16 protein-coding genes and 1 pseudogene are annotated in these 16,593 nt (G+C 67.2%); 13 read left to right on the forward strand and 4 right to left on the reverse strand.

The features are described from left to right. The first annotated feature begins 10 nt into the window (after window positions 1-10). The 4 genes from DFR40_RS00085 (at window position 11) to DFR40_RS00100 (ending at window position 4,413) form a co-directional block, all read left to right on the forward strand. Window positions 11-655 (forward strand): energy-coupling factor ABC transporter permease, encoded by a 645-nt coding sequence (locus tag DFR40_RS00085; RefSeq protein WP_121456460.1) that lies wholly within the window; start codon window positions 11-13, stop codon window positions 653-655. Next, window positions 652-1,206 (forward strand): ABC transporter permease, encoded by a 555-nt coding sequence (locus DFR40_RS00090; RefSeq protein WP_121456461.1) that lies wholly within the window; start codon window positions 652-654, stop codon window positions 1,204-1,206. Before DFR40_RS00085 ends, DFR40_RS00090 begins: the two co-directional genes overlap by 4 nt. After that, window positions 1,199-1,993, forward strand: coding sequence for an energy-coupling factor ABC transporter ATP-binding protein (locus tag DFR40_RS00095; protein ID WP_211329698.1), 795 nt, complete (start codon window positions 1,199-1,201; stop codon window positions 1,991-1,993). Before DFR40_RS00090 ends, DFR40_RS00095 begins: the two co-directional genes overlap by 8 nt. Window positions 1,994-2,136: 143 nt before the next feature. After that, entirely contained in the window at window positions 2,137-4,413 is a 2,277-nt protein-coding gene (locus DFR40_RS00100) for an NADP-dependent malic enzyme (protein WP_121456462.1), read from the forward strand. Window positions 4,414-4,462: 49 nt separating this feature from the next. On the opposite strand, the gene DFR40_RS00105 is transcribed toward DFR40_RS00100, so the two are convergent. Next, window positions 4,463-5,050: an SCO family protein gene (locus DFR40_RS00105; protein ID WP_121456463.1), complete on the reverse strand. Its 588-nt coding sequence runs from the start codon at window positions 5,048-5,050 to the stop codon at window positions 4,463-4,465. Next, complete coding sequence (mpl, locus tag DFR40_RS00110) at window positions 5,047-6,393, reverse strand: UDP-N-acetylmuramate:L-alanyl-gamma-D-glutamyl-meso-diaminopimelate ligase (protein ID WP_121456464.1); 1,347 nt, start codon at window positions 6,391-6,393, stop codon at window positions 5,047-5,049. The genes DFR40_RS00105 and mpl overlap by 4 nt, the downstream gene beginning before the upstream one ends. Window positions 6,394-6,443: 50 nt before the next feature. Between mpl and DFR40_RS00115 the strand changes: the two genes are divergently transcribed. From DFR40_RS00115 to DFR40_RS17285, 9 genes and pseudogenes are all read left to right on the forward strand, one after another. Next, the gene (locus DFR40_RS00115) at window positions 6,444-7,034 is read left to right on the forward strand and encodes a hypothetical protein (protein WP_121456465.1); all 591 of its coding nucleotides are present in this window, start codon (window positions 6,444-6,446) and stop codon (window positions 7,032-7,034) included. Between the two features lie 39 nt (window positions 7,035-7,073). After that, window positions 7,074-7,556: a type II 3-dehydroquinate dehydratase gene (aroQ, locus tag DFR40_RS00120; RefSeq protein ID WP_121456466.1), complete on the forward strand. Its 483-nt coding sequence runs from the start codon at window positions 7,074-7,076 to the stop codon at window positions 7,554-7,556. A 54-nt stretch (window positions 7,557-7,610) separates the two neighbouring features. After that, entirely contained in the window at window positions 7,611-8,063 is a 453-nt protein-coding gene (accB, locus tag DFR40_RS00125; RefSeq protein ID WP_121456467.1) for an acetyl-CoA carboxylase biotin carboxyl carrier protein, read from the forward strand. 8 nt (window positions 8,064-8,071) lie between these two features. Further along, a complete protein-coding gene (gene accC / locus DFR40_RS00130; protein ID WP_121456607.1) occupies window positions 8,072-9,430 on the forward strand; it encodes an acetyl-CoA carboxylase biotin carboxylase subunit in 1,359 nt (452 codons plus the stop codon). 2 nt (window positions 9,431-9,432) lie between these two features. Continuing rightward, window positions 9,433-10,323 carry a 50S ribosomal protein L11 methyltransferase gene (gene prmA / locus DFR40_RS00135; RefSeq protein ID WP_121456468.1) on the forward strand — a complete coding sequence of 297 codons (891 nt, stop codon included), beginning with the start codon at window positions 9,433-9,435 and terminating at the stop codon, window positions 10,321-10,323. After that, on the forward strand, window positions 10,299-11,357 hold the full coding sequence (locus tag DFR40_RS00140; protein WP_121456469.1) for a DUF3426 domain-containing protein: 1,059 nt from the start codon (window positions 10,299-10,301) through the stop codon (window positions 11,355-11,357). Before prmA ends, DFR40_RS00140 begins: the two co-directional genes overlap by 25 nt. Before the next feature lie 3 nt (window positions 11,358-11,360). Beyond that, window positions 11,361-12,299, forward strand: coding sequence for a carbohydrate kinase family protein (locus DFR40_RS00145; RefSeq protein WP_121456470.1), 939 nt, complete (start codon window positions 11,361-11,363; stop codon window positions 12,297-12,299). A gap of 79 nt (window positions 12,300-12,378) precedes the next feature. Beyond that, window positions 12,379-13,140 (forward strand): GNAT family N-acetyltransferase, encoded by a 762-nt coding sequence (locus DFR40_RS00150; protein WP_121456608.1) that lies wholly within the window; start codon window positions 12,379-12,381, stop codon window positions 13,138-13,140. Window positions 13,141-13,340: 200 nt separating this feature from the next. Beyond that, window positions 13,341-13,661 (forward strand): annotated as a pseudogene (locus DFR40_RS17285) (lysophospholipid acyltransferase family protein); the annotation flags it as partial. A gap of 190 nt (window positions 13,662-13,851) precedes the next feature. On the opposite strand, the gene DFR40_RS00160 reads toward DFR40_RS17285, so the two are convergent. Beyond that, window positions 13,852-14,682: a symmetrical bis(5'-nucleosyl)-tetraphosphatase gene (locus tag DFR40_RS00160; RefSeq protein ID WP_121456471.1), complete on the reverse strand. Its 831-nt coding sequence runs from the start codon at window positions 14,680-14,682 to the stop codon at window positions 13,852-13,854. 35 nt (window positions 14,683-14,717) lie between these two features. Beyond that, on the reverse strand, window positions 14,718-16,541 hold the full coding sequence (gene glmS, locus DFR40_RS00165) for a glutamine--fructose-6-phosphate transaminase (isomerizing) (protein WP_121456472.1): 1,824 nt from the start codon (window positions 16,539-16,541) through the stop codon (window positions 14,718-14,720). Window positions 16,542-16,593 lie beyond the last annotated feature (52 nt).

The raw sequence follows: 16,593 nt of genomic DNA on the forward strand, positions 1-16,593 counted from the left end.
CTACCGATCGATGCATATTCCCGACGGATTCCTGTCGCCGCAAACCTACCTCCCGGCCTGGGGTGTCGCCGCGCTGGCCTGGGGCTGGGCGGCGCGCGGGCTCGACCGGCGCCTTGACGAAACCCTGGTGCCGCGGCTGGCGATGCTGACGGCGCTGGCCTATGCCCTCGGGCTGATCATGCTGCCCCTGCCCGGCGGCACTTCCGGGCACGCGCTCGGCGTTGCCGCGCTGGCGCTGCTGTTCGGTGTGCGCCTGGCCTTTCTGGCCTACAGCGGCGTGCTGCTGCTGCAGGCGCTGCTCTTCGGCGCCGGCGGCATCACCGCGCTGGCGATCAACGCGCTGGCCCTCGGCCTGGTCGGCGCCGCCGTCGCCGTCGGCCTGCATCGCCTGCTGGCGCGCTGCGGCGAGACGGCCGCCGTGGCCATCGCGGCCTTCGTCTCGCTGCAGGTTTCGGCGCTGCTGGTGGCGCTGGTGCTCGGCCTGCAGCCGACGCTCGCCCGGGCGCCCGACGGCAGCCCGCTGTTCTTTCCGCTCGGGCCGGAAATCACCGTGCCGGCGGTGCTTCTGCCGCACCTGCTGATCGGCATCGGCGAGGCGGCGCTGACCGTCTTCGTCTGGCGCTACGCCCGGCGCAAGGGCTGGCTCGGCCGATGACGCGGGCGCGCGCCTGGCTCCTCGGCTACGTGGCCGCCGTGCTCGCGGCCAGCTTCGTGCATGCGCCGCTGCTGCTGGCCGGCGGTCTGCTCGGCGCCTTGCTCGCCGCCGGGCCGGCGCGCTGGCGGCTGCTCAAGCGGGCGCTGCTGGCGGTGCTGCTGTTCAATGCCGGCGTCAGCCTGGCCTACGCCGTCGTCGCCTGGTGGCAGGCGCGGCCGCTGCTCGATGCGCTGCTGCTGATCAACCTGCGCGTGCTGCTGCTGGTTTTTCTCGGATTCTGGCTGGTGGACCGGGTCAGGCTGCTCGACGCCCTGGCCGGCTGGCCGCTGCTAACCACGATCGCCACCCTGGCGCTCGGCCAGATCGGCGTCTATCGGCGGCTGCTCGAGGATTTCCGGCTGGCCTTCCGCAGCCGCAACGCGCTGCCGCCGACACCGCTGGCGATGCTGCGCCACGCCGGTGCCCAGGGTGGCGCCCTGCTCGACAAGTCGCTGCACGATGCCGAGCAGGCGGCGCAGGCCATGCGCTCGCGCGGAGCCTTCGATGGCTGAGACCCTGCTCGAATTCGCCGATGTCGGCTATGCCTGGCCGGATGGCCGGCCGGTCTTCAGCGGCCTGAGCTTTCGCATCGCGGCCGGCGACAAGGTCGTGCTGCTCGGCCCCAACGGCGCCGGCAAATCGACGCTGCTGCGCCTGGCCAACGGCCTGCTGACGCCGGCGACCGGCACGGTTTTCTGGGAAAACCGGGCGTTGACCGTGGACGGCCTGCGCCAGCGCGAATTCGCACGCGCCTTCCGGCAGGCCAACGGGCTGCTCTTCCAGCATCCGGAAGCGATGCTGTTCAACCCGACGGTGCGCGAGGAAATCGCCTACGGCCCGCGCCAGCTCGGCCTGGGCGGGGTGGATGAGCGGGTCGCGCACTGGGCGGCCGAACTCGGCCTCGACGGCTTGCTCGACGAGGCGCCGTTCGCGCTCTCCGGCGGCCAGAAGCAGAAGCTGGCGCTGGCCTGCCTGCTCGCCGTCGATCCGCGCTTTCTCGCGCTCGACGAACCGAGCGCCTCGCTCGATCCGGCCAGCGTCGGCTGGCTGATCGACACACTGCTCGAATCGACCCGCACCGTCCTGGTCAGCACCCACAACCTCAGCCTCGCCGCCGAACTCGGCGAGCGCGCGCTGATTCTTGGCGGCGATGGCCGCCTGCTCTACGACGGCCCGCTGGCGCCGGCGCTGCAGGACCTGCCATTGCTCCAGGCGGCCGGGCTGGCGCATCGCCACCGGCACCGCCACGGCGGCCTGGCACATGCGCACCTGCACGCCCACGACTGGGAATCTTCCTGATTTTTGCGGTGATTTGACGGTCGACCGTCGAATTGCTGGAAAAATGCGGTGAGCGCGCAAATAATCCATAATTACGCACCCTGGGCCAAAACTTTGGAGTAACCTACAGGGTTTTCCCTAACACCTTAAGCCGAGGAATTTCCGTGGAAAAGGATTTGCGCGAAGCCGCTCTCGAATATCACCGCTGGCCCACGCCGGGCAAGATTTCCGTGCGCCCGACCAAGGGCCTGACCAACCAGCGCGACCTGGCGCTGGCCTACTCGCCGGGCGTCGCCGCTGCCTGCGACGCCATCGTCGAGGATGAAGCGACCGCTGCGCTGTACACCTCGCGTGCCAACCTGGTCGGCGTCGTCACCAACGGCACCGCCGTGCTCGGCCTGGGCAACATCGGCCCGCTCGCCTCGAAGCCGGTGATGGAAGGCAAGGGTTGCCTGTTCAAGAAGTTCGCCGGCATCGACGTCTTCGACATCGAACTGGCCGAAAACGACCCGGACAAGCTGATCGACATGATCGCCGCGCTCGAGCCGACGCTCGGCGGCATCAACCTCGAAGACATCAAGGCGCCGGAGTGCTTCTACATCGAGCAGAAGCTGAAGGAACGGATGAACATCCCGGTCTTCCACGATGACCAGCACGGCACCGCGATCATTTCCGGCGCCGCGATGTTGAACGGCCTCAAGGTGGTCGGCAAGAAGATCGACGAGGTCAAGGTCGTCGTTTCCGGTGCCGGCGCTGCCGCGATTTCCTGCGTCAACCTGTGGTGCGATCTCGGCATCAAGCGTGAGAACATCACCCTGTGCGACTCCAAGGGCGTCATCTACGTCGGTCGCCCGGGCGGCATGGACGAGACCAAGGCCCGCTACGCGCAGAACACGGAAAAGCGCACGCTGGGCGACGCCATGGTCGGCGCCGACATCTTCCTCGGCCTGTCGGCCGCCGGCGTGGTCAGCCAGGAGATGGTCAAGAGCATGGCCGACAAGCCGATGGTCTTCGCGCTGGCCAACCCGACCCCGGAAATCATGCCGGAACTGGTCAAGGAAGTCCGCCCGGAAGCGATCATCGCCACCGGCCGTTCCGACTACGTGAACCAGGTCAACAACGTCCTCTGCTTCCCCTTCATCTTCCGCGGCGCGCTCGACGTCGGCGCCACGCGCATCACCGAAGAGATGAAGATGGCCTCGGTGCGCGCCATCGCCGAACTGGCCGAAGCCGAAGTCACCGACGAAGTGGCCATGGCCTATCCCGGCCACGACCTGACCTTCGGCCCGGAATACCTGATTCCCAAGCCCTTCGACCCGCGCCTGATCGTCAAGATCGCGCCGGCCGTCGCCCAGGCCGCCATCGATTCCGGCGTCGCCACGCGCCCGATCACCGACTGGGCCGCCTACCGCGCCAAGCTGTCGGAGTTCGTCTATCACACCGGCGTCGGCATGCGCGCCATCTTCCAGGCCGCGCGTCAGGCCCAGGGCAAGCGCATCATCTACACCGAAGGCGAAGATGAGCGCGTGTTGCGCGCCGTTCAGGTCGTGATCGAGGAAAAATTCGCCCGTCCGATCCTCATCGGCCGTCCGGAAGTGATCGCTCACCGTCTCGAGAAGGCCAAGCTGCGGATCAGGCCGGGCGTCGACTTCGATGTCGTCAATCCCGAGTCCGACGAGCGCTACCGCGAATGCTGGACCGCCTATCACAAGCTGATGGTGCGCCGCGGCGTGACGCCGTCGATCGCCAAGGAATCGATGCGGCGCAAGCCGACGGTGATCGGCGCCATGCTGCTCAAGCTCGGCTACGCCGACGGCATGATCTGCGGCATGACCGGCCAGTACAGCCACCATCTCGGCGTGATCAGCCAGGTCATCGGCAAGCGTCCGGGCGTCAACACGCTGGCGGCGATGAACTACCTGATGCTGCCCGGCCGTTCGCTGTTCATCTGCGACACGCACGTCAACGATAATCCGTCGGCCGAGGAAATCGCCGAGATGACGCTGATGGCCGCCGAGCAGGTCAAGCGCTTCGGCAGCCAGCCGAAGGTCGCGCTGCTCTCGCATTCGAATTTCGGCTCGAGCAGCTCGGAGTCGGCGCGCAAGATGAGCGCCGCCGCCGGTCTGGTTTCGGCGATGTCGGCCGGCGAGCTGGAAGTCGACGGCGAAATGCACGGCGACTCGGCGCTGAGCGAAGAGGTCCGGCGCGAAGCCAACCCGGATTCGCCGCTCAACGGCGAGGCCAACCTGCTGGTGATGCCGAACATCGACGCCGCCAACATCTCGTACAACCTGCTCAAGATGACCAGCGGCGAAGGCGTGACCATTGGCCCGATCCTGCTCGGCGCGGCGCGTCCGGTGCACGTGCTGACCTCGACGGCGACCGTTCGCCGCCTGGTCAACATGACCGCCCTGGCCGTCGTCGAATCGATGGAACGCTGATCCGGCGCAGCGCAATGCCCAGCCCCCGCCACGGCGGGGGCTTTTTCATTTATGGCTCGCCAAGCAGCTGGCGCAGGTCGGCGGCAATCGGCTCGATCAGCGCCGCTTCCGGAATCGCCAGGCGCAGCTGGCCGCGCGGGTCGATCAGGTAAGCGTCGGTACTGTGGTCGACGACGTAGTTCATGCCGCCTTCGACGTTCTTCTTGCTGTAAACGACCTTGAACTGGCGGGCAACCTCGGCGATCTGCTCTTCCGTGCCGGAGAGGCCGAGGAACTGCGGGTTGAACCACTTGGCGTAGGTGTCGGCGCGTTCCGGCGTGTCGCGCTCGGGGTCGATGCTGATGAAGACCAGCTGGACGCGTTCGGCCTCCTTGTCGCGCAGGTTGCGGATCAGGCTGGCGTACTTGCGCAGTGCCGCCGGGCAGATATCCGGACAGCTGGTGTAGCCGAAGAAGACGATCACCGCCTTGCCGCGGAATTCCTCGAAATTTCGCGGTCGACCCTGACCGTCGAACAGGTTTGCCGTCGGCACGACGTTGGCGGCCTGCAGGTCGGGGTGGTTGAGGCGGGGTTCGCCCTTGCCGCAGGCGGCCAGCGCCAGCGCGGCGGCGAGGCCGATGAAGCTGCGTCGTTTCATGCCGAAAGCCTTTCCAGAAGTTTGCCGTGGATGCCGCCGAAGCCGCCGTTGCTCATCACCAGGATGTGGTCGCCGGGGCGGGCAGCGGCGGCGACCGCCTCGACCAGTCCGTCGATCTGGTCGAAAACGGCGGCGCGCGGGCCCATCGGCGCGAGCGCGGCGGCGGCGTCCCAGCCGAGGTTGCCGGCGTAGCAGAAAGCGGCGTCGACCTGGCCCAGGCTGCCGGGAAGCTGGGCCTTCATCGTGCCCAGCTTCATGGTGTTCGAGCGCAGTTCGAGCACCGCCAGGATGCGGGCGTCGCCGACCTTGCGGCGCAGCCCGGCGACGGTTGTCGCGATTGCCGTCGGGTGGTGGGCGAAATCGTCGTAGACGGTGATGTCGCGGACGACACCGCGCACTTCCATGCGTCGCTTGACGTTGCCGAAGCGGCTCAGGGCTTCCAGGCCCTTGTCCAGCGGCACGCCGACGTGACGCGCGGCGAGCAGCGCGGCGCAGGCGTTGGCGCGGTTGTGTTCGCCGTTCAGCTGCCAGGTGCAGCGGCCGACCTCGCCATTTTTGTCGTGCAGGACCAGTTGACCGTCAGCGTCGTCGCCGCTGCAGCGATAGCCGGCCGGATCGTTGAAGCGCTCGACCGGTGTCCAGCAGCCGCGCGCGAGGACACGCTCGAGGCTGGCTTCGGCAGCGTTGGCGACGATCAGCCCGGATTGCGGCAGGGTGCGCACCAGGTGGTGGAATTGTGTTTCGATCGCTTCAAGATTGGCGAAGATGTCGGCGTGATCGAACTCGAGGTTGTTCAGGACCACGGTTCGCGGCCGATAATGCACGAATTTCGAGCGCTTGTCGCAGAAGGCGGTGTCGTACTCGTCGGCTTCGATGACGAAGAAAGGCGTCGTCCCGAGCCTGGCGGAAACGCCGAAGTTGAGCGGCACGCCGCCGATCAGGAAGCCGGGGCTGATGCCTGCGTCCTCGAGGATCCAGGCCAGCATCGAACTGGTCGTGGTCTTGCCGTGGGTGCCGGCGACGCCGAGCACCCAGCGGCCCTGGAGGACGTTCTCGGCCAGCCATTGCGGTCCGGAAACATAGGCCAGGCCGCGATCGAGGATCGCCTCGAGGAGCGGGTTGCCGCGCGAGATCGCGTTGCCGACGACGAAGGCGTCGGGGTTCAGCGCCAGCTGGTCGACGGCGAAGCCCTCGATCAGCTCGATGCCGGCCTGGCGCAGCTGGTCGCTCATCGGCGGATAGACGTTGGCGTCGCAGCCGGTGACGCGGTGACCGGAGGCGACCGCCAGCTGGGCGATGCCGCCCATGAAGGTGCCGCAGATGCCGAGAATGTGAATGTGCATGTCACGTACTGTGGTTAGAATGAAGGCGATTTTACCCTGAGCGAGACATCATGCCCCGCCACGACAGGCCGAGGACGGGTCCCGGGACCCGCAACGCGATTGCCGCCGCCGCGGCGCGACTGATGGCCGAGGATGGCGTCAGCGATTACCACCTGGCCAAGAAGAAGGCCGCGCGCCAGCTCGGCCTGCCCGAGCACAGTGCCTTTCCCGACAATGCCGAGGTCGAGGCCGAGCTGCGCGCCTACCGCACGCTTTACCAGGGCGAATTGCATGTCGAGATGCTGGCAGCGATGCGTCAGTCGGCGCTGGAGCTGATGGAACTGCTGGCCGACTTCAATCCCTGGCTGACCGGTTCGGTGCTCGACGGCACCGCCGGCGAGCATTCGCACATCGACATCCTGCTCTTCGCCGACAGCGCCAAGGAAGTCGAGATCTTCCTGCTCAACCGGGGCATCGACGTCGATCACGCGACGCCGCGCAGCGACAAGGTCGAGGCCGTGCTGCAGGTGGCCACCGATACCGTCGATGCCAACCTGGTGATCCTGCCGCATCATCTCGAGCGGGTCAGCCTGAAACACCGCGACGGACGGCCGCGCGAGCGGATGCGGGCGGCCGAGCTGCGTCTCTTACTAAAGGAATAGGCTGGACAAGTTGCGGCGATTTGCGGCAAACTTGCCGCCATGACGAAGCGAAAAACTGCTTCCAAGCCGGCGGAAAAGGCCCGCATCCTGGTGGTGCATGGCCCCAACCTGAACCTGCTTGGGACGCGTGAACCCGAACACTACGGTCGCACGACCCTGGCCGACATCAACTTGGCGCTGGCCAGGCTGGCGGAAAGCGTCGGGGTCGAACTGGAAGCCTTCCAGAGCAATCACGAAGGCGCGCTGATCGAGCGCATCCATGCGGCCCGTGAGCAGGGCGTCCGCGCCATCATCATCAACCCGGCCGCCTACACCCACACCAGCGTCGCGCTGCGCGACGCCCTGGCGGCGGTCGCCATCCCCTTTGTCGAGGTGCATCTGTCGAACGTGCATGCCCGCGAACCTTTCCGGCAGCACTCGTACTTCTCCGACCTGGCCGTCGGCGTCATCTGCGGCCTCGGTCACGAGGGCTATCGTTTGGCCCTCGAGTACCTTCTCAACAAGATCAATCTGGATCAATAACGACAATTGTCGTGATCATGCGCCCAAAATGCGCGAAAAATTTAGGGAGTCATCATGGATCTGCGCAAGCTGAAGAAACTTATCGACCTGGTACAGGAGTCCGGCATCTCCGAACTCGAAGTCACCGAAGGTGAGGAAAAGGTCCGCATCGCCAAGCATTTCGGCGCGGTTGCCGCCCCCGTCCAGTATGCGATGCCGGCCGCCATGCCGGCCGCCGCTGCCGCTCCGGCGGCTTCCGCGGTGAACCTCGACGACGAGGACGAGCTGCCGGAAGGCCACGTCGTCAAGTCGCCGATGGTCGGCACCTTCTACCGCTCGCCGTCGCCCGGTGCCGATGCCTTCGTTCAGGTCGGCAGCGTCGTCAAGAAGGGCGACACGCTGTGCATCATCGAAGCGATGAAGCTGCTCAACGAAATCGAAGCCGACGCCGACGGTACGGTCAAGGCGATCCTGCTCGACAACGGCGAACCGGTCGAATTTGGCGAGCCCCTGTTTGTGATCGGCTGATCATGGCGATGTTCGAAAAGATTCTGATCGCCAATCGCGGCGAGATCGCGCTGCGCATCCAGCGCGCCTGCCGCGAACTCGGCATCAAGACCGTCGTCGTCCATTCCGAGGCCGACCGCGAAGCCAAGTACGTCAAGCTGGCCGACGAGTCGGTGTGCATCGGGCCGGCGGCGTCGGCGCAAAGCTACCTGAACGTTCCGGCGATCATCTCGGCGGCTGAAGTCACCGACGCCCAGGCCATCCACCCGGGCTACGGCTTCCTCTCCGAGAATGCCGATTTCGCCGAGCGGGTCGAGACCTCGGGTTTCGTCTTCATCGGCCCGCGCGCCGAAACCATCCGCCTGATGGGCGACAAGGTCTCGGCCAAGGATGCGATGAAAGCGGCCGGCGTGCCCTGCGTGCCCGGTTCCGACGGTGCCCTGCCCGACGATCCGAAGGAAATCATCAAGATCGCCCGGGCCATCGGTTATCCGGTGATCATCAAGGCCGCCGGCGGCGGCGGTGGCCGTGGCATGCGCGTGGTGCATACCGAGGCGGCGCTGGTCAATGCGGTGGCGATGACTCGTCAGGAAGCCGGCCAGTTCTTCGGCAATCCCGCGGTGTACATGGAAAAGTTCCTGGAAAACCCGCGCCACGTCGAAATCCAGGTGCTCGCCGACGAGCACAAGAACGCCATCTACCTCGGCGAACGCGACTGCTCGATGCAGCGCCGCCACCAGAAGGTGATCGAGGAGGCGCCGGCGCCGCACATTCCGGCACGCCTGATCAGCCGCATCGGCGAACGCTGCGCCGAGGCCTGCCGCAAGATCGGCTACCGCGGCGCGGGCACCTTCGAATTCCTCTACGAGGACGGCGAGTTCTACTTCATCGAGATGAACACCCGCGTCCAGGTCGAGCATCCGGTCACCGAGATGATCACCGGCGTCGACATCGTCCAGGAGCAGATCCGTGTCGCTGCCGGCGAGAAGTTGCGCTACCGCCAGAAGGACATCGTCTTCCGCGGCCATGCGATCGAGTGCCGGATCAATGCCGAGGATCCCTTCACCTTCGTGCCCTCGCCCGGCAAGATCGAGTTCTACCATCCGCCCGGCGGTCCCGGCATTCGTGTCGATTCGCACATCTACCAGGGTTATCGCGTACCGCCGCACTACGATTCGATGGTCGCCAAGGTCATCGCCTACGGCGATACCCGCGAGCAGGCGATCCGCCGCATGCGCATCGCGCTGTCCGAGATGAGCGTCCAGGGCATCAAGACCAACATCGCGCTGCACCAGGAGTTGATGCTCGACGCCCGCTTCAACGAGGGCGGCACCAGCATCCATTACCTGGAGCACAAGCTGGCCGACAAGAGCGAGGTCAAGCAGTAAGCATGGCCTGGCAAAACGTCAGCTTCCTGACCGATGCGGCCAGTGCCGAGCCGGTCTGCGACGCCCTGCTCGAACTCGGCGCCCTGTCGGCGAGCATCGAGGATGCCGATGCCGGCACTCCCGACGAGCAGCCGCAATTCGGCGAACCCGGCTCGGTGACCACGCCGGGCTGGGCGCATTCGCGTGTCGTCGCCCTGTTCGAGCCGGATGCCGATGTCGCCGCGATGCTCGCCGAGGCGGCCGCCCAGGCCGGCTTGGCCGGTGCTCCGTCATTCACTGTCGAGCCGGTCGAGGAACAGAACTGGGTCCAGCTGACGCAGGCGCAGTTCGAGCCGATCCGCGTCTCCGGGCGCCTGTGGATCGTGCCCTCGTGGCACGAGTCGCCGGATCCGGCGGCGATCAATCTGGTGCTCGATCCGGGCATGGCTTTCGGTACCGGTTCGCATCCGACCACCCGACTCTGCCTGGAGTGGCTCGAACGGACCATCGCCGGCGGCGAATCCGTCCTCGACTATGGTTGCGGTTCCGGCATCCTGGCGATTGCCGCCGCCAAGTTGGGTGCGGCGGCCGTGGCCGGCGTCGATATCGATCCGCTGGCGGTCGAGGCGGCCAACGCCAACGCCGACAGCAATGGCGTTGCCGCGCGCTTTTCCGACTCGGCAGAGGCGCTGGCAGGCGAGTATGATCTCGTCGTGGCCAACATCCTCTCCAATCCGCTGCGTGTCCTCGCTCCCGCCATCTGCGCGCATGTCCGCGCCGGCGGCCGGCTCGCCCTGTCCGGCATCCTCCGCGAACAGGCCGAGGAAATCATCGCCGTCTACGCGCCGTGGATTCCGCTGCAGGTGGCCGATGTGCGCGAGGACTGGGTATGTCTGGCCGGGGTCAGGCCCTGACCCGCAGCCGTTGCCCGGCGTGTGGCACGGTTTTCCGCGTCACCTCCGAGCAGCTGCGGCTGAAGGCCGGCAAGGTCCGTTGCGGACATTGCCAGAGCGTCTTCAACGCCTTCGATCATCTCCTGGTTGCCGATGACGCCCCGGCGGCCGCAGAGCCCCTCGCCGCGGGGGCGGCAAATCCGCCGGAGCCGCCCCTGGCCGAGAGCGTTCCGCCCCTGCCGGAAGAGCACGTGGCAGAAAATTCGCCGAAGTTCACGGTCGACGTCCCGGAAATGCAGGAAATGCCGCCGGCCGAAGCCACCCCGGCAGCCGCGTTGCCGCCAGAATTGCCGGACGAGCCGCCGCCTGCTGCAATGCCGGCGGTCGACGCAGACGTCGATGTCGCTCCGGCGGCCCTGACGCCGGTCGGCCCCTTGCCCGAGCCCTTGCCGGAAACCCCCGAGGAAAGCACGCTGGCCGCCCGCGAGGCCGGTCTGGTCGCGGTGCGCGAACTGGCCGACAGCCAGGCCTACAACCGCTGGTCGGCCGGTCCGCTGGCCAGCGACGGACTCGGCGGCTTCGACGACGGCAGCCACGCGGCACCGTTGTGGCCCTACCTGCTGGTCTTCGTGCTGCTGCTGCTCGGCCTGGCCGGCCAGCTCGCCCACCACTACCGGACCGAGGTCGTGCTGCGCCTGCCTGCCGCGGCCGATGCCTACGCGGCGCTCGGCATCGCGGTGCCTTTGCCGCGCGACGCGGCGCTGGTCTCGATCGAGACTTCCGACCTGCAGTTCGACAGCGGGCGCGGACTCTTCGTCCTCAATGCCACCTTGCGCAACCGGGCCCGTCACGCGCAGGCCTGGCCGAGCCTGGAGCTGACGCTGACCGACGTCAACGACCGTGTCGTCGCCCGGCGCATCATTGCCGCCGCCGACTACCTGGCCTCGGCCCCGCCGCCCGAATTCCCCTCTGGCAGCGACGTTCCCGTCCGCCTGTGGATCGAAGCCTCGGGTATCGGTGCTGCCGGCTACCGCCTCTACATCTTCTATCCCTGACTCATGACGACACTGATCTGCGGTTCGCTCGCCTTCGACAACATCATGGTCTTTCCGGGCCGCTTCAAAGAGCACATCCTGCCCGAGCAGATCCACATCCTCAACGTCGCCTTCCTGGTCCCGGAAATGCGCCGCGAATTCGGCGGCTGCGCCGGCAACATCGCCTACAACCTGATGCTCCTCGGCGGTGACGCCAGCATCATGGCCACCGTCGGCGACGACGCGGCGCCCTATCTGGCGCGCCTCGACAAGCTCGGCCTCAGTCGCGCGCACGTGCGCGAAGTGCCGGGCAGCTTCACCGCCCAGGCCTTCATCACCACCGACCTCGACGACAACCAGATCACCGCCTTCCACCCCGGCGCGATGAGCTTCTCGCACCTCAACAAGGTCGAGCAGGCCAAGGCCAGGCTTGGCATCGTCGCCCCCGACGGCCGTGAAGGCATGCTCCAGCATGCGCGCGACTTCGCCGCCGCCGGCGTGCCTTTCATCTTCGATCCGGGCCAGGGGCTGCCGATGTTCGATGGCGACGACCTGATGGAATTCCTGCGCCTGGCCGACTACGCCTGTTTCAACGACTACGAGGCCAGGCTCGCCTGCGACCGCACCGGACGCAGCCTCGAGCAACTGGCGCAGGAGGTCAGGGCGCTGATCGTCACCCGCGGCGGCGAAGGCTCCGACATCTACGCCGACGGCACCGTCCATCGCATCCCCTGCGCCCCGGCCGACGCCATCGTCGACCCCACCGGTTGCGGCGATGCCTACCGGGCCGGCCTGCTCCATGGCATCGCCAACGGCTGGGACTGGCCGACGACCGGTCGTCTGGCTTCGCTGATGGGGGCGATCAAGATTGCCCATCGCGGTGGCCAGAATCACCAGCCGAGCCGCGAGGAAATCGGCGAGCGTTACCGCAAGGCCTTCGGCAGCCTGCCCTGGCAATCCTGACATCGAGCTGTAATGGCCGGGCAATAGCCGTGTAACACGCGTCTTCCATGCTGTTCTCCATATGCACAAGGAGAACAACATGGAAAACATCCACAAGGCTGCCGACCGCAGCCGCCCCGAGAAGCGCAGCCTGTCGGTCGGTTTTGCCCGCAGCAACGGCGACATCCTGGAGGCCCAGCGCCTGCGCCATCGCATCTTCGCCGGCGAGATGGGCGCCAACCTGCCCAGCCGCACGCCCGGCGTCGATCACGACATCTACGACCCCTACTGCGAGCATCTGGTCGTCCGCGACACGCAAAGCGGCGAAATCGTCGGCACCTACCGCATCCTGCCGCCGGAAAACGCCCGCCAGGTCGGCTACTACTCGGAAAACGAATTCGACCTGACGCGTCTCCAGCACCTGCGTCCGCGCATGGTCGAGATCGGCCGCTCCTGCGTCCATCCCGACTATCGCACCGGGGCGACGATCACCCTGCTCTGGTCGGGCCTGGCCCAGTACATGATCGAACGCGGCCACGACTACCTGATCGGCTGCGCCTCGATCAGCATGGCCGACGGCGGCCACGCCGCGGCCAGCCTGTATAATCGCCTCGCTGCCGAGCACCTGGGGCCGCAGGAATACCGCGTCTTCCCGCGTTGTCCGCTGCCGCTGGCGGCCCTGCAGCAGGATCGCCCGGCCGAGGTGCCGCCGCTGATCAAGGGTTACCTGCGCGCCGGGGCCTGGATCTGCGGCGAACCGGCCTGGGATCCCGACTTCAACACGGCCGACCTGCCCATCCTGATGCCGATGGCCAAGGTCTCCAGCCGCTACGCCAAACACTACCTGGGACAGACAGACTGAAAGAGACACCGACCGCACTGCGCGCCTACCGGCTGTTCCGCCTCTGCCTGCTGGTGCTGGCCGGCGCGCTGGTGGCGCTGAGCGTGTTCCGCCTCTGCGGCGACCGGCGCCGGCTGCTGCTCAAGCAGAGCTGGTCGGCGGCGGTGCTCGACGCGCTCGGCGTCGAACTCGAGGCCGACCTGACCCACCTCGCGCCCGGGGTGCTGCTGGTCGCCAACCATGTTTCCTGGGTCGACATCTTCGTCATCAATGCCGCCGTCCCGTCGGCCTTCGTCGCCAAGGAAGAAGTCCGGCGCTGGCCGGTGATCGGCTGGCTGGCCTGGAAGAACGACACCGTCTTCCTGCGCCGCGGCAGCCGTGGCCACGCCCGCCTGATCAACGAGGAAATCGCCGGCATCCTCGGTCAGGGCAAGGTGGTCGCTGTCTTTCCCGAAGGCACGACGACCGATGGCCGCAGCCTGCTGCATTTCCACGCGGCGCTGCTGCAGCCGGCGCTGGCCGCCGCCCGGCCGGTACTGCCGGCGGCGATTTCGTACTGGGAGCTGAACGGCGAGCGCAGCCTGGCGCCGCGCTACGACGGCGATCTTTCGCTCGGCCAATGTACGCGTGCCATCCTCAAGCGGCCGCGCATCATTGCCCGGCTGGTGACGACGCCGCTGCGCGGCCTGGCCGGCGAGGATCGCAAGCAGGTCGCGGCGGCGGCGCGCGAGGCTATCGCTTTAGCGGCTGGACTTCCGTTGGCGAGCAATCCACCTGGAACACCCGCCGGTCTTCCAGGCGCACCGCCGTCAGATGGCCGCCCCACAGGCAGCCCGAATCGAGCGCTAGCAGATTCTGCGTGATGCGCAGGCCGAGCGCCGACCAGTGGCCGGTGACCAGCACGCTGTCGGCGCTCTTGCGCCCGGGGACCTCGAACCACGGCAGGTAGCCCTCGGGGGCGTTGGCCAGCTTGCCCTTGGCCTTGAACTCCATGACCCCTTTCTTGGTGCAGAAGCGCATCCGGGTCATCGCATTGACGATCACGCGCAGCCGGCCCCAGCCCTTGAGATCGTCGTCCCAGGCCGCCGGCTCGCTGCCCCACAGGTTGAGGATGAACTCGCGGAAATCCTTGCCCTGCAGCTTGGCCTCGACCTCGCGCGCGAGCTCGCGCGCCTGGCGGGCAGTCCATTGCGGCAACAGGCCGGCGTGCACCAGGCAGTAGTTGCCCTCGGTGTGGCACAGCGGTTGCCGGCGCAGCCAGTCGAGCAGCTCGTCGCGGTCGGGCGCGCCGAGGATGTCGTCGAGCGTGTCGTCCTTGCCGCGGAACTTGGCGCCGCCCTCGGCGACCATCAGCAGGTAGAGGTCGTGGTTGCCGAGCACGGTCAGCGCCGCGTCGCCGAAAGACTTGATCAGGCGCAAGGTCGCCAGCGACTGCGGGCCACGGTTGACCAGGTCGCCGACCAGCCACAGGCGGTCCTGCGCCGGGTCGAAGGCGCAGGCGTCGAGCAGGCGCCGCAGCGAGTCGTGGCAACCCTGGATGTCGCCGATCGCAAAAGTGGCCATGTTTTACGGTCGACCGTCAAATTGCGGCAAAAAGCTCATTCCACGGTCACCGACTTGGCCAGGTTGCGCGGCTTGTCCACGTCGGTACCCTTGACCAGGGCGGCGTGGTAGGAGAGCAGCTGCAGCGGGATGACGTGGAGGATCGGCGAGAGCAGGCCGTAGTGCTCGGGCAGGCGCAGCATGTGCACGCCTTCCGAGGCCGGGATTTCCGAGTCGGCGTCGGCGAAGACGTAGAGTTCGCCGCCGCGGGCGCGGACTTCCTGGAGGTTGGACTTGAGCTTCTCGAGCAGTTCGTCGTTGGGCGCCACCGAAATCACCGGCATGCTGGCGTCGACCAGGGCCAGCGGCCCGTGCTTGAGCTCGCCGGCCGGGTAGGCTTCGGCGTGGATGTAGGAGATTTCCTTGAGCTTGAGCGCGCCTTCGAGGGCGATCGGGTAATGGCGGCCGCGGCCGAGGAAGAGCGCGTGCTGCTTGTCGGCGAAGCGGCGGGCCCAGCCCTCGATCTCGCTTTCCAGCGTCAGCACCTTGTTGACCGCGACCGGCAGGTGACGCAGCTGGTCGATGTAGGCGCTTTCCTGGGCGGCGTCGAGGCGGCCGCGCACCTTGGCGACCACCAGCGTCAGCAGGAACAGCGCCGCCAGCTGGGTGGTGAAGGCCTTGGTCGAGGCGACGCCGATTTCCGGGCCGGCGCGGGTGATGAAGCGCAGCGCCGATTCGCGGACGATCGCCGATTCGGGGACGTTGCAGATGGCCAGCGTTTTCAACTGGCCGAGCGACTTGGCGTGACGCAGCGCCGCCAGCGTGTCGGCGGTTTCGCCGGACTGCGAGATGGCGACGATCAGCTGGCGCGGGTTCGCCACCGAGCAGCGATAGCGGTACTCGCTGGCGATCTCGACCGTGCACGGCACTCCGGCGACGGCTTCGAGCCAGTAGCGGGCGGTCATCCCGGAGTGGGCGCTGGTGCCGCAGGCAAGAATCAGGATGTGGTCGACATCCTGCAGCAAGCTGCCGGCTTCGGCGCCGAAAATGCCGGGCTGGATGCTGCGGCTGCCGCCGACGATCTCGAGCGTGTTGGCCAGGGCTTCCGGTTGCTCGAAGATTTCCTTCTGCATGTAGTGGCGGAAGTTGCCGAGTTCGACCGCGGCGGCCGAGAGCTGCGAGACATGCACCGGGCGCTCGACCGGCGTGCCGTCGAGGCGTTCGATGCGGACGCCGCTGACGGTCAACTCGGCGATATCGCCGTTTTCCAGATAGACCATGTTGCGCGTCACCTGCAGCAGCGCCGAGGCGTCCGAGGCCGCGTAGTTGCCGTCCGCGCCGAGGCCGAGCAGCAGCGGCGAGCCTTCGCGGGCGACGACGACCTTGCCCGGCTGGCGCTGGTCGATGACGGCGATGCCGTAGGCCCCGACCAGGCGGCGGCAGGCGCGCTGGACGGCGCGGAAGAGGTCGGGTTCGTCCTTGAGCAGGGCCTCGACCAGGTGGGCGATGGTTTCGGTGTCGGTATCCGAGGTGAACACGTAGCCCTGGGCGCTCAGTTCCTCGCGCAGGCTCTCGTAGTTCTCGATGATGCCGTTATGGACGACGGCGATGCTGCCCGAGATGTGCGGGTGCGCATTGCGTTCCGAGGGCACGCCGTGCGTCGCCCAGCGCGTGTGGGCGATGCCGGTCGGCGAGGCGGTGCCGGCGGCGGCGGCCTCGAGTTCGGCGACACGGCCGACCGAGCGGACGCGCTCGATCTGCGCGGCGCCGGTGACGGCCAGGCCGGCCGAGTCATAGCCCCGGTACTCGAGCTTCTTCAGGCCCTCGACGAGGATGGGAACGATGTTGCTGCCGGCTGCTGCCGCGACGATGCCGCACATGGTGACTGTCCGTTGTCCAAATCCGGGCATTTTACCGCAGCTGCGCATGATT

It is taken from the genome of Azonexus fungiphilus (assembly GCF_003634965.1).
Lineage (GTDB): Bacteria > Pseudomonadota > Gammaproteobacteria > Burkholderiales > Rhodocyclaceae > Azonexus > Azonexus fungiphilus.

Bases quoted from the DNA above. Each gene is read 5' to 3' on its own strand.
- DFR40_RS00160 (WP_121456471.1), bottom strand. From the start codon at position 14,682: ATGGCCACTTTTGCGATCGGCGACATCCAGGGTTGCCACGACTCGCTG.
- DFR40_RS00145 (WP_121456470.1), top strand. From the start codon at position 11,361: ATGACGACACTGATCTGCGGTTCGCTCGCCTTCGACAACATCATGGTC.
- DFR40_RS00150 (WP_121456608.1), top strand. From the start codon at position 12,379: ATGGAAAACATCCACAAGGCTGCCGACCGCAGCCGCCCCGAGAAGCGC.
- glmS (WP_121456472.1), bottom strand. From the start codon at position 16,541: ATGTGCGGCATCGTCGCGGCAGCAGCCGGCAGCAACATCGTTCCCATC.
- DFR40_RS00115 (WP_121456465.1), top strand. From the start codon at position 6,444: ATGCCCCGCCACGACAGGCCGAGGACGGGTCCCGGGACCCGCAACGCG.
- accC (WP_121456607.1), top strand. From the start codon at position 8,072: ATGTTCGAAAAGATTCTGATCGCCAATCGCGGCGAGATCGCGCTGCGC.
- aroQ (WP_121456466.1), top strand. From the start codon at position 7,074: ATGACGAAGCGAAAAACTGCTTCCAAGCCGGCGGAAAAGGCCCGCATC.
- DFR40_RS00090 (WP_121456461.1), top strand. From the start codon at position 652: ATGACGCGGGCGCGCGCCTGGCTCCTCGGCTACGTGGCCGCCGTGCTC.
- DFR40_RS00095 (WP_211329698.1), top strand. From the start codon at position 1,199: ATGGCTGAGACCCTGCTCGAATTCGCCGATGTCGGCTATGCCTGGCCG.
- DFR40_RS00085 (WP_121456460.1), top strand. From the start codon at position 11: ATGCATATTCCCGACGGATTCCTGTCGCCGCAAACCTACCTCCCGGCC.
- prmA (WP_121456468.1), top strand. From the start codon at position 9,433: ATGGCCTGGCAAAACGTCAGCTTCCTGACCGATGCGGCCAGTGCCGAG.
- accB (WP_121456467.1), top strand. From the start codon at position 7,611: ATGGATCTGCGCAAGCTGAAGAAACTTATCGACCTGGTACAGGAGTCC.
- DFR40_RS00140 (WP_121456469.1), top strand. From the start codon at position 10,299: ATGTCTGGCCGGGGTCAGGCCCTGACCCGCAGCCGTTGCCCGGCGTGT.
- DFR40_RS00105 (WP_121456463.1), bottom strand. From the start codon at position 5,050: ATGAAACGACGCAGCTTCATCGGCCTCGCCGCCGCGCTGGCGCTGGCC.
- mpl (WP_121456464.1), bottom strand. From the start codon at position 6,393: ATGCACATTCACATTCTCGGCATCTGCGGCACCTTCATGGGCGGCATC.